General features: G+C 54.4%; 8 protein-coding genes. 1 reads left to right on the top strand and 7 read right to left on the bottom strand.

Translation table 11 applies throughout. The features are described from left to right. Nucleotides 1–2: 2 nt before the first annotated feature. From dnaB to rpsF, 5 genes are read right to left on the bottom strand one after another with little or no spacing between them, the layout of a single operon-like run. Complete coding sequence (gene dnaB, locus AOB54_03500) at nucleotides 3–1382, bottom strand: replicative DNA helicase (GenBank protein ID WVN42455.1); 1380 nt, start codon at nucleotides 1380–1382, stop codon at nucleotides 3–5. A gap of 6 nt (nucleotides 1383–1388) precedes the next feature. Next, nucleotides 1389–1841 carry a 50S ribosomal protein L9 gene (rplI, locus tag AOB54_03495; GenBank protein WVN42454.1) on the bottom strand — a complete coding sequence of 151 codons (453 nt, stop codon included), beginning with the start codon at nucleotides 1839–1841 and terminating at the stop codon, nucleotides 1389–1391. Nucleotides 1842–1873: 32 nt separating this feature from the next. After that, complete coding sequence (gene rpsR / locus AOB54_03490; protein WVN42453.1) at nucleotides 1874–2149, bottom strand: 30S ribosomal protein S18; 276 nt, start codon at nucleotides 2147–2149, stop codon at nucleotides 1874–1876. Between the two features lie 5 nt (nucleotides 2150–2154). Beyond that, nucleotides 2155–2448, bottom strand: coding sequence for a primosomal replication protein N (gene priB, locus AOB54_03485; protein WVN42452.1), 294 nt, complete (start codon nucleotides 2446–2448; stop codon nucleotides 2155–2157). A 32-nt stretch (nucleotides 2449–2480) separates the two neighbouring features. Next, nucleotides 2481–2849 (bottom strand): 30S ribosomal protein S6, encoded by a 369-nt coding sequence (gene rpsF, locus AOB54_03480; GenBank protein ID WVN42451.1) that lies wholly within the window; start codon nucleotides 2847–2849, stop codon nucleotides 2481–2483. A 220-nt stretch (nucleotides 2850–3069) separates the two neighbouring features. Between rpsF and AOB54_03475 the strand changes: the two genes are divergently transcribed. Further along, on the top strand, nucleotides 3070–3315 hold the full coding sequence (locus AOB54_03475) for a type II toxin-antitoxin system CcdA family antitoxin (GenBank protein WVN42450.1): 246 nt from the start codon (nucleotides 3070–3072) through the stop codon (nucleotides 3313–3315). 118 nt (nucleotides 3316–3433) lie between these two features. Here the strand turns inward: AOB54_03475 and AOB54_03470 are convergent, their stop codons facing one another. Further along, nucleotides 3434–5095 (bottom strand): ShlB/FhaC/HecB family hemolysin secretion/activation protein, encoded by a 1662-nt coding sequence (locus tag AOB54_03470; GenBank protein WVN42449.1) that lies wholly within the window; start codon nucleotides 5093–5095, stop codon nucleotides 3434–3436. After that, the gene (locus AOB54_03465; protein ID WVN42752.1) at nucleotides 5095–12843 is read right to left on the bottom strand and encodes a YDG domain-containing protein; all 7749 of its coding nucleotides are present in this window, start codon (nucleotides 12841–12843) and stop codon (nucleotides 5095–5097) included. The genes AOB54_03470 and AOB54_03465 overlap by 1 nt, the downstream gene beginning before the upstream one ends. Between the last annotated feature and the right edge of the window lie 181 nt (nucleotides 12844–13024).

Here is a 13024-nt window from a genome sequence, read left to right as displayed (position 1 = left end):
GGTTAATACTCCGATGAGTAGCCCGCCGGCGGTGGCGGTGCGTGGTTTTCAAACTTGGTGTATTGGCCCAAAAAGGTCAGCCGAACTGTGCCAATGGGGCCGTTACGCTGTTTTGCAATGATGATCTCGGCCACGCCTTTATCAGGTGTGTCGGGCCGATAGACTTCGTCGCGATAGATGAACAAAATCACGTCGGCATCTTGTTCGATGGCGCCGGATTCGCGCAGGTCGCTCATCACGGGCCGTTTGTCGGTGCGCTGCTCAACCGTTCGGTTCAGCTGTGAAAGTGCCAACACCGGGCAGCCCAACTCTTTGGCAAGACCTTTGAGTGATCGTGTGATCTCAGAAATTTCAGTGGTGCGGTTTTCACCCATGCTTGATGCGCTCATCAACTGCAGGTAGTCCACCACAATCAGCCCGAGTGTGCCGTATTGGCGCGAGAGCCGGCGTGCACGCGACCGAAGTTCTAATGGATTTAAGCCCGGGGTTTCATCGATATGAATGCGGGCTTCTTTCATACGGCCCATGGCCTGCGTTAGCCGATTCCAATCGTCTTCCGTTAGTCGGCCCGTGCGCACGCGCTGCGCATCCAATCGGCCCACCGAACACAAGACCCGCATAGCCAGTTGCTCTGCGCCCATCTCCATACTGAAGACGGCCACCGGCAGGCTTTCGGAAATGGCCACATGCTCGGCAATATTCAACGCGAGCGAGGTCTTACCCATACTGGGACGGCCCGCCACAATGATCAAGTCCCCTGGGTGCATGCCCGCGGTTTTTTGATCCAGATCGGTAAAGCCCGATGGCACACCGGTGACATCCGATGCATTGGGAGTTTGATAAAGATCGTCGACCTTTTCCACCACGCGGGCCAAGACCGTGTGAAAGTCTTGAAAGCCACCCGATGTGCGCGAACCCTGCTCACCGATTTGAAAAATATGGCTCTCGGCCTCGTCCAAAATCTGGCGGGTTTCTTTACCCGCAGGGTTTAAGGCCTGCGTGGCAATCTGATCACTAACCGACACCAGATTGCGCAAGATAGCGCGATCACGAACGATCTCGGCATAGCGACGGATATTGGCCGCAGACGGTGTCTCATGGGCCAGTGTGTTTAAGTAAGCCAGGCCGCCCACTTCATCGGCGCGGCCCAGACTCTGCAGTGCTTCGAATACCGTGACCACGTCTGCCGGTTTAGCAGCGTCAATCAGTTTGGCAATGCAGTCAAAAATCAGGCGGTGATCGGCCCGGTAAAAATCATCGGGCCGAACCAGATCGCCAATGCGATCCCATGCGCCGTTATCAAGCAAAAGGCCCCCTAAAACGGAGGCCTCTGCTTCAATGGAATGCGGGGGAACCCGCAGCGCAAGCGCCTGGGTATCCATGCCGTATTAGGCGGTCTCGCCGATCACGCGGACCGTAATGTCGGCCACCACATCGGTGTGGGGCGCCACTTGAATGGCATGATCACCCACCATTTTCAGCGGACCGTTGGGCATACGCACACAGGCTTTCGCCACGTCGATGCCTTTGCCCTTGAGCGCTTCAGCAATGTCGAAGTTGGTCACAGAGCCAAACAGGCGACCGTCCACACCGGCCTTTTGCGACACTTCCAAGACCAGGCCCGACATTTTGGCGCCGAGCGCCTGGGCAGCAGCCAGCTTTTCAGCCTGTGCTTTTTCCAACTCAGCACGGCGGGCTTCGAATTCAGCCTTGGCCTGCTCAGTGGCACGGCGTGCCATGCCATTGGGAATCAAAAAGTTGCGTGCAAAACCGTCTTTCACGCGGACCACATCGCCAAGCTGACCCAGGTTGACGACTTTTTCAAGAAGAATGACTTGCATGTTCAATCCTTAAATAGGGTTTGTCGGGGCGATTAATGGTTGTCGGTAAACGCGATCAGGGCCAGAAAACGAGCGCGCTTGATCGCGGTCGTCAGTTGGCGCTGGTAACGGGCGTTGGTACCAGTAATACGCGCAGGAATAATCTTGCCGGTCTCGGTCACGAAGTCTTTGAGCGTGTCGATGTCTTTGTAATCGATCTGCTCCACGCCTTCGGCGGTGAAGCGGCAGACGCGCTTGCGCTTAAAGAGTGCCGACTGTGCGGGACGACGGGGACGCTTGTTTTTGTCAAATTTTTTGTTGAAAGCCATGTTCTTTACTCCAATTCAAATTCGGTAAGGTGAAATATGAGTTGCTTGCTGTGCTGTCGCGCCGGGGCTAGAAATCCGCTTGCCTGCACATTGCTGCCAATCTGAACTGCTTCAATTCGTTCGGCCACTTGGCCAACCGCTTTGACGCGGACTTCAAACTGCACAACGCGCTGTGATGCGGCCTCTTCAACTTGTGAATCATGGGCCAGGGTAAGTTCCACAACCGGAAGACCTGCTGGGGTGTAACGCTTGGCCTTTTTTTCGACCAGACTTCCCGACAGCAAGACCCGATTTGTCACTCACCGCACCACTGCAGCGAACTAGCTACCGATTAGGCAGCTACGGGCGCCTCTGCAACAGCCTTGCGGGCTTCTTCGCGCTGGATGACTTTGATCATCGGCGATGGGCCTGTTTCAGCTTTCTTCATGGCAACCACCAGGTGACGCAGAACCGCATCGTTAAAGCGGAAGGCATGGTCCAGTTCGTCCATTTCAGGCTGGCCGCACTCAATGTTCATGAGCACGTAGTGGGCTTTGGCAACTTTTTCGATGGGGTAAGCCAGTTGGCGACGGCCCCAGTCTTCGGTCCGATGGACCTTGCCACCCTTGGAGGTGACGATGGCGCTGTAGCGCTCGATCATGGCGGGCACCTGCTCGCTCTGATCAGGATGCACAATAAAAACGATCTCGTAATGACGCACGATGTGTTTTCCTTTTGGATAACGCCACCCAACATTAAATTGTTAGCACCCGCTAACATAGTGGTGTGGCAAGGGACCGCAGATTATAGCCCAGAAGGGCTATTCCAATAGTTTTCCGGCAAGGTGTCAGACACCTAAGCCACGGTGTCAGACACCGTGCCTGACTTGGCGCCATTAGGTGGGCATAAGATGTGCCTTGATGATCGTAAAAGGCAAATCAATGAAAACCCAAACCGGGACTCGGAAGAAAGCCGTTACCCTGACACTTCGGGAAGACTTGGTAGTTTCTGCCAAGGCCTGCATCCCAAATTTCTCGGCAACGGTAGGTCTGCTGCTGCCCGAGCATTTAGCGAGCCGTGAAGCCGCAAAAGACGCCCGCATAAAGCAGCTTGAAGGGGGTCTCGCCGCCTGGAACAAGTTCAATGCATCACACCCTTCCTTGGCAGACGAACACAGCACACTGTAATGGCACATTGACGCAATCGATGAAGTGCCGACCCGCTCGTGGGGTTAGTTAAACCTGCCCCACTCAGGTGTCATGCACCGGTGTCGGACACCCTGCCAGGTGTCTGACACCTTGTCGTTTAGAACCGGTAACCCACCGAAACCCAAGCCCTGGGTTCGCCGTCGGACTCTTTAGCATCTGCTGGCCGGCCACCCTCGCTTCGCCAGGCCAACGCTAGATCTGCACTCCAGCCGCCACGCTGATACCGCAGGCCCACACCGCCACCGGCCAGAGTACGGCTCGTCCCCGACCCGTCTTGATTGCTCCGAATGCGGCCATGGTCGTAAAAGACATAGGGCGCATAAGCTCCGAACACGTAGCGAAGCTCGATCTGACCAAGCCAGCCCTCGTCGCCGCTTAACTCACCCACCGGATAGGCCCGAACACCACCGGGGCCCGCCAAGCTCATGTCTTCTGAACTGTCCAGATTCTTGTTTGCGGCTTGGGCACTCACACGGCCATACAACATGAAATTTTCTGGCAGGGCCTGCATGCGGGCGATATCGAGATTCAGTTTATTAAATTTGCCCTGCGGATCAGACGCTGTCTCACCACCCGTCACGTTGACCTCTCCCAGAGTCCAGGTCACCGAGCCATACGTGACACCGCCACCACCGAGCGCATCGCGGTGATCAAACTGCACGCTCAGTGGAAGTGTGTTGCTGTGCTTTTTTTCGTTGTCCGCAGGATTCGATTTATCGTCTTTCAACCGCTTGTATTGCCAAGTACCAGCTAACGTGATGTTGGTTTTCTGGCTGCGAATCAACGGGTAACTCAGGCCAAGCGTGCCCACATCAGCCGTGCCCTCCCCCGAGTTTGCGAATTCTCTTGCAAGCTCATAAGTGGTGTGGGCTACGCCCAAACTGCCACGCAACCCGGTATTGCCCAGTGGCAGGCTGTAGTTTGCCGAACCCAACCATAAGTCTTTGTCACTGCCCAGGGCCGTAAGACTCACCTGATCGCCCAACATAAATGGGCTATTAAAGTTGGCGGATACCCGGGCGCGGTTATAGCCCGTGTAGCGGTTGCCGTGGTTTTCAATGCCCACGCTAATGTCATAGGGCTGCTCTTTACTCACCCCCACCGCTAAATCACCGGTGCCCACTTCGGCCCCCGGGCGAATCACAGGTGCTGTGCGAACACCAGGTAGATCGTCTAACAGCAAAGTCGCCCGCTCAAGACCTTCGCTTTCAATCACTGCGCCCGGTTTTAATCCGCCAAGCCAGGCCTGCGCCTGCTGTGCAACGGACACATCTTCACTTGTGGCGGATACCTTGCCATAGCGCCCTTCCACGATTTCAATGCGAAGCGTGCCGTCATCAAGTGGCTGGGGCGGCAAAAATGCGCGGGCAAATGGGTAGCCGTTAGCTCGATAAATCTCTGTTACTTGATTAGCAATGTCGCGCAGGCCAGCCAGATCAAAACTTTTACCCAAGAGGGGACCAAGCGCCTGCATCAGAGCTTCCGAGCTCAGCACGGTGTTACCCACAAAAGTGACTTCTTTCACCATCACTTGCGGCCCACCCGGCGGCGTGATTGCGGCTGGTGGTGGTTGAATGATTAGCGGTGCACTGTCTTTGGGAAGCGGCAATGCATCAGGCTTCTGCAACTCGCGCAGTGTCTGACCAGCGTCGGGCGCGGTTTGTGCTTGGGCTTGTGCATAGCACCCAAACGAGGCAATAGCGCCCAAAACCGTGGCCAAGGATCGAGCTTTGAGTTTAGGGGTCTGTTTGTAGCGCATTAGCAATCCCCGCCTGCAGCGCACAACTGTGTTGCCGCCGCTTGAGGCAGGCTAACGCCGCCACGGACCACGAACACACGCATGAAGCCAGCCGGGTCACGGCCAGCTGCGACATTAGAAATAGCCGTGGGCCCAGAAGAAGAGGCATCGGCCCCTGTCGAGTTATCCGCATTAGCGTTTGGCTGATCCACCCGAACAAACGCTAAACCACCACTCAGTGAAACGCTGGGCTGTTGTGACGTGACAAGAAACGCCGGATTGGATTCTGCAATAGAGGAATCAGATCGCACGATTGATCTTGAATTTAACTGTGTAGACTCTTTTGCAATTGTTCTTTGAACATACGCTGCTGCGCTCTGTGTGGAGCGATCGCTTCCAGTCGAACGTGGATTGATCGTAAAAATCCCATCTTCAAAAGTAATTACATAATTGCTATTGACCAAGGAATTGCCGTTGATTGCATATGTTCCCTCTGCCTCTCCAGCAGCGCGACTGATCGCGCCCGCAAAGGTGTCGCCGGCAACAAGACCATCGTCCAACACACGCCAGGTGAAGACAGGGTCAGAAGCGCCACGCGTCTTGCTGAGATCATTTGCTACCACTTTAATCGGGCGCGGATCAATCTTGAGCTGGCCATTCACAAAGCTTATGTCGTAATTACTGCTGGTCAACCCACCGGGCGTGATGACGTAATTTCCAACATTGACTGCCCCCTGACTGTTCCCGCCGTAACTCAGTGAGCCGCTTAGCACGTCGCTGTTCTCACCCGTAATAAACCCATTAAAACTTAAGCCATTACCGTCGGAATAAGCGACCCCGTCATAGGTTTTGCTATCCCCGTTGGCAGTAATGGTAAGTGGAACTCGAGTGATATTAGCGGTTGTTGTAGCTGTGCCGCTAGCCAAGACGTAGTTGTTCTTATCGGCACCATCCAGGGTAATGCCGCTAATGTTGACTGTCTTGCTGTCACCCGCGTCCTTATTCGAAAACGCGCCCGGTCCAGCTGTAATGGTCAAACTATCCCCATTCAACTTTCCGGAGAGAACGACGCCCGACAAATCAATGGTGGCGTCTGTGGTGCCGTCATAAACTTTATTGGCAGCAGAAATGCCCGTGACTGCACTGATACTAGCCCTAGCAATAGTTGCGGTGGCGCTCGCGGTGGTCGTCGTTAGGTTGTAATTGCCTGCATCGGCACCACCCAGGGCAAGGCCAGTGATGCTGACCGTTTTGCCTGTTCCGGCATCTTTATCTGCAAAAGTACCCGATCCACCGCTCACCGTTAGCTCGTCACCCGCCACGATGCCGGTAAAGCCAGCCGCATCTGTATTCAATGCTGCAGTGTTTGTTCCGTCATATGTCTTGTCTGCGGCAGCGATTTTGGTGATTTCGGTAATATTTTTTGCAGTGATATCGGCTTTTAATCCTGTTTGCTGGACTAAGTTGTAGTTACCTGCGTCGGCTCCGGTCAGAGACACACCGCTAACGGTAATGGCTTTGTTCGTACCGACATTCTTATCAGCGAACACGCCCACCGCTGATCCGGACACGCTCACCGTGTCACTATCCAATGCAGTCACGCTTGCCGTGCCACCGAGCGTAGCATTCACCGTGCCGTCGTAGATCTTGTTACTCGCCGTAAGCCCACTTACAGTTAAGTCGGCCTTTGTGATCTCACCATTGGTACCGCTGAGTGCAAAATCGCTCCCGGACTGCTTTGCATTCGTGATGACGTAGTTGGCCGCGTCCGTTCCGGATGCGGTGAGGGTCAGGCTATAGCCTAGATTGGTACCAACATTCTTGCTGTTGTAGGTACCGCTGCGCGTAAAACTCACCACATCGTTGGTGATAACCCCGCTGTACGTCACACTTGGTGCGAAGCTAGTTAATGCGTCATAAGTCTTACTGGCGCTGTAACTCACGGTAATCGCTTTGGGCGCTACCACTAACTGACCAGAATAAACAACCTTGGCTTCGCCGCCGGTGTAATTCGGCGTATTGGCGACGAAACCTGTGCCCGTCAGCGCATAAGTGCCCGCTTTCACGTTGTTGCTGGTACTCAACGTGGTACCGGTCGGCGCCAAAGTGAACGAGACCGTGTTAGCTGTGTTGGGCGAACCCTCTTGGAAGACAAAAGCCGCGCCCGTCTGAGATTGCTTTTCCAGGGTCAACACATTACCACCCGCCACGTACTGCACTATCGGCGTGGCCCAGTCCACCGTCTGGCCGTAAATGGAGTTGATCGTCCCTGCCTTCACCAGCATCTTGTCGGCACCGACGATCTGGTAGGTGCCGTTCTCGTAATTGAAGGAGTACTTATCTGAACTCAAGCCGCTGGGCGTCAGGGTGTAGCTGCCCGTATTGTTGTTGGTACTATCGCTTCGCGCAATCGTTGGTGTACCGGTCAAGACCGAGACCGTGTCGCCACCTTTGAAGCCGCTGTAGCTCACACCGGAGTAGCTGGTGTTTTCTGATTGCGTGACAAAGCGCGCATCGTCATTGGCCCTTACCGTCAGCGCGGCCTTGTCAATCGTGAGACTACCCGTTGTGTTGCCTGTCGACGCATTGTTATAACCGCTCCGCAAAATCGTCACGCTGACCGGGTTATACACGCCGGCATTGGTAAAACCTGTGCTGTTGCTACTGCTGTGCGTGAAGATGTAATCGGTACCCAGAACCCAACCCGCAAAGACCGATCCCAGCACAGTCTTGCTATCCCACTCTGCGGGGGTTTGCGCCTGCGCGTTGTAGGTGTACTTATCCGTACCGATCTCACTCAGGGTGTAGGGGATGTACTTAGGGTTCATTTTCCATACGCTCACGCCATCGAACGCAATGCTAGGCTGGCGGAAGTCGCTGATGCCGGCGTAGCTGGTCGCGTCGGTAAATGCTGCGTTCCAGTTAGCGAAGGTGTTCAGCGTCTGCATCTGCTCGTTGGTTTTGCCTACCGCTCTGGCACCGCCGGCACTGGTGGGCTGGCCGCTGGTGATCGTATTCCAGACGGAGTTGGTAACGGTGCTGGTGGCCCCATTAGAGCCTACATCAAGCCCAATCAGACCACCGGCCGTTCCGCCATTAGTTGAGACGGCACCACTGGCATAGCTGCGGGTTACCGTCGATTTAGCGGTATCGCTGCTATCACCCAGCCGTCCCACCAATCCGCCTGAACCATCATTTCTACCGCGTACATCGCCGAGCGCGAAACTGTCTTCAATCACCCCCGCGCCCCGGAAGAGCCCAACGAGGCCGCCGGCGACTGAAGCTTCGGTGCCCGTAGGAGTAATGCTTACATTTGCGAAACTTCTGCGGATATTAGCTGCAACATTTTTCGAGCCTGCATCAAATGTTTCAACAATCCCAATCAAACCACCATGATAGGCAATATTCGCGACAATGTTGCCTTGAGTCTTGCCAGTCGCAAAACTGTCAGTAACATTCGATCCATATCTCAGAAATCCAGCGAGACCACCCACCCCACGCTCACCGGTAAGCGCCGCATTCTTTACATAGCTCTGAGTAATGCTAGTCGCATAACCCTCGCCGACTAAACCCCCGATGTAGCGAGCCGCTTCAATGGTCGGACTTTCAATACCAATATTTGCAAAGCTTGCACCAATAGCCCAACCGAACAAACCTTGGTAATTGTTCGCGGTATCCGAGCTTTTGTCGATTTTTAACCCACTAACCGTGTGCCCTAGACCATCGAACTGCCCAGTGAATTTTGTTGTGGCATTTCCCAGCGCCGTCCAGGCTGAACCGCTGGCATCGACGTCAGCACCCAGAGCCGATCGACCAGACAGACTTATGTTTTGAAGTTCTGACCGATTACTTACGACCGTCCAAGTATATTCGTCCCCGTTACTACCCAGCTTCGTAATCAGGTTCTGACCCGCCTGCAGATTCAGCTTCCCCGCAAATCCCGTATCGGTCAGACCAAATCGATAAGCGGCGGTGTTACCCGAAGCAACAGCGCCCTGCCCATATAGAAGACTGACCTTATCGGTCGCGCCGCTGGCGGTGAGGGTGCTGGTGATGTGAATATCCGTAACCGCAGACAGTGCTAAATTAAATCCACTCCAGCTCAGGGGCCGGGCCACATTCAATCTGCCGCCTGAATTACTCACCCACAGGGTTGTGTTGTAATTGCTAGCAAGCGCTCCGGAGGCAAAAGTCAGCCCAAGATTTGAGCCCGTCAATGTAATTCCACTCACGCAAGCAGCCAGATCCACACAGCCGCTTTCAGAAATCTTTGTTGGGGTTGTGCCCGCAGACGAGACAAATTCATTGGCATTGACACGCAGTGCTGCCTTTGAGATCGTGGCGGTGAGTCCAGTCGGCGACGTGAACTCATAGTTACCAGCATCTTTACCCACCAACATGACGCTACTCACGGTTACAGGTTTGTTGACCCCCGCATTTGCGTCAGCAAACGTTCCCGTGACAACCCCGCTTAACGCCACATCATCGCTACCCAACGGCTTGATGCTGGTGCTCCCTGTAAGGGTAGCTGTAGTCTTGCCGTCGTATGTCTTACCACTTGCCGTAAGACCGCTCAAACTCAATGGGGCCTTGGAAATATTCGCACTTAGTGTGGGGACGCTTAGTGTGTAGTTACCGTCCGTATTGTTAGCGAGACTCAGACCACTCACCGTGACGGTTTTGCTAGTGCCCACATTTTTGTCGGCAAAGGTGCCGGCAGCCGTACCCGTCAAGCTCACGGTATCGCCAGAAATAACACCGGCACTTATCGACGCTGTGCCAGTCAGGGTGGCAGTAACACCTGCGTCGTACACCTTGTTGGCCGCGGTCAAACCACTAAGCGTTAAGGTTTTGGGGTTGATCTTCAGTGTGCCATCGATATAGCTCAGGTCACTCCATTTCTGGTAATCCAGGTGAGTTGATTGATTAAGTGTCAACCCACTTGCCTGAATCGAGTAGGTTCCGGCGTTCACGGCATTCACGGCAGTGCCCGCAAGACTGATCGTGCCGGTCACTGGGGCCCCAGACGTCGCGGTGTAAGTTGGGCTGTTCCACGCAACCTTATCGTAGGTTTTGGCCACACTATCTACCTTGACCTGCACGGTTGATTGCAAAGCGCGCAGGATCGGTCGGATGCCTGTATAGCTTGCCCAAACATTAGTGAAATCAAAACCTGTGTAGCCCGCCTGATCAAATGCTGTACTACCCGTGCTGCTTAACAAAGCGCCAATTGCCGTGGAGCCGGTCTTAGCCGCCATCGATGTTGTTCCGATTGCGTTCGAGCGGGTTGAGGCATCTCTGTCCCAGAAAACATTGGTGATCGTAAGAGCGCTTATCCCGCTTGATGCATTGGTCGTGCTGGTCTGAATCGTGCCGATAGAGCCGCCTATGTAATTGAGATTCGTGCCCGACAGATTGCCAGCGCTGACCTTACCCGCGGAGTAGCTGTTGTTGATCGAGGCGGACGTCGAGCTAGTGTGCTCTGCGCGGCCAACAAGGCCGCCAATACCCCCCCTGAAGCTTTGTGAGTTATTTACCGTTACATCGGTCAGCGCATAGCTATTTGAAACGCTCCCTCCAAAGACAAAACCAACCAATCCCCCAACCGATCCAGTTGCACCCGGATGGCTGACGATCGTCGTGTAGTTGTTGATATCAATGCTACCGTGGGCAAAGCTTTTATCGATATCAGAGAAATAAGCGGAGCCAACAAGACCACCCACAAAGCCGTTGGATAAATTTTGGTTATTTTTGGTTCTTACGGTTAGGTTAGACACAGCAGTTTTTTGAACTGTTGTGTAAGAAAGTGCGCCTGCAAGACCGCCAACTTCGCTACTCTGACCACCAAAGGCACCAGTAATGGTTAGGCTGACATTGTCGAGTTGAACATCACTAATTTTTGCTGCTGTAGTCGATGACAGCGAGATTGAGCCAACAAGGCCGCCCAGATTTCTCTCACCCTCAATCGTCACTCCACTGCCACGCACTTTTTCAATGACCACACCCGATGTACCAACTATGCCAATCAGCCCGCCGATTCCTGTCATTCCCACACCCACCTGGCGTGCTGCGTCGGTTGAGGCAGAGGTACCCCCAGAAAACGTCATGTTCGAGTAACTCAGATTGTAATAACTACCCCCACTCGCCCGTCCCACTAAAGCGCCCATATACGCAGAGCTGTTGAACGCCCCTGTTGCAGTTAAATTGAAGTTGTTCAGCTTTAAGTTACTGATAAATGAATTAAGGCCGGTGGTTCCAAACAGCCCAAGATAACTAGCTCCAGTAAGCGTCAAACCGGAAAGTGTGTTTCCCAACCCGTCGAATCGTCCGGTGAACGATCTCGCCGAGTTTCCAATTGGCGCAGTCATACTCGCAAGCGATAAATCTGCCCCAAGTGCATAACTCCCCCGAAGCGATGTGGAATTCACATCGATGGCATCTAGCGCGCTCAGACTGCTTAATGTCGTGAAATGCGTGATCGCGCCTGTACTTCCAAATTTCGTTGCAAAATTGGTGGCGTTCAGGTTGCTGCCGTTTGCAGCTCCGCTATCCCGCAGTTTGACCGGAGCGTTGATCGTGTAAGTGGCTGCAAGACCATCAAGCACCCCATTCTTTGCACCCTGTCCATATTCCAGGGATAGGCGGCCGCCACTTCCGCCACTTGCATCCAGAGTTGCGTTGATTTCGATGTTTCTGTCTGCACGCAGTGTCAATGTTTTGCCGCTCGACCAGGTAATACCAGCATTTAAGAAAATATCGCCGGCATCGACACCGCCCCGGGCGGTTGTTACCGTGGCGTTACCGGTGGATAACTGCCCCTGAAGCGTGGTCGCCATGCCGGCGTCGACCGTAATGTTGGTCGGGTCAATGAGCCAATGGCCGGCCCGAACTGCTGCGCCGTCATGCACTTTCAGAGTCGCGGCAGAGGTCTCCACAAACCCTCCATCACCCCCATTCGGGGCGCTCGCATCTAACGTGCCCGCCACTTCGACACGGCCCTTAGCCATGTCGCCCATGAGATAAATCTTGCCGCTTTGACCAGTAGCAAGCGTTTGGGCTTCGGTGACACCGGTATGGTTAATCACGGTGGTGACAATGTCGTTAGCCGCCTTCGCCGTCAGATACACCAGGCCACCATCGGCCTTGATCGCACCGCCCTGCTCGATGAGCGCGTCCAGCGCGCCCTGCTCCACTTCAATACTGACCGGCCCACCCAGGTTGAGCGTGACTCTGCTTCCTGCGCCCATCAGCACATTGCCTTTGTGGGCAGTGATGGCACCCTGGTTCACAATCTTTGCCGTAATCAACGCAACCGTGCCACCACCGGCACCATCACCATTGGCCGTGATGTTGCCCTGATTAATAATGGCGTTACTACTTGCACCCTCAAAGCGATAGTTGCCCGCCATGAAGTTTTCTGTAGTGATGTTGAGCGTGCTCGCCACCAAACTACCCACATTCACATGGGAATCTTTTGTGAACAGCACCCCGTTGGGGTTAATTAGAAACAGTTTGCCGTTGGCGTTTAACGCGCCCTGAATGACGGACACATCTGAACCCAGCACACGGTTCAGTGCCACCGAATTACTGTTGGGCTGAACAAAGTTAACCGTGTTACCCTTGCCGATATTGAAGCTCTGCCAGTTGGCGGCCATTCGGTCGGTCGTTTGAGTCACCGTCATGGTGGTGCCACTGCTGGAAATCGTGCCCGCCCCGCCCACAATCTGGCCACCCGTTGGTAGCTGCGCTAAAGCAACGCTTGACCCCATGAGCCCCGACACAAGCGCTGCTAATTTGATACGTGCGGATCGGCCGCTCGATTTGGTGCGGCTGCGAACCGTTTCGGCCACCGCCACCCAGGCGTTGTGTACTTCACTCCAAACCAACCGATAGGTTCGATTCAGGCACGAATTCATAGACAAATCCCTTGCGCAGCGCATTCAGATGCGC

It is taken from the genome of beta proteobacterium MWH-UniP1 (assembly GCA_036362785.1).
GTDB lineage: Bacteria > Pseudomonadota > Gammaproteobacteria > Burkholderiales > Burkholderiaceae_A > Lacustribacter.
Note: the sequence above shows the minus strand (reverse complement) of the source record. Positions and strands in the feature narration are given on the sequence as shown.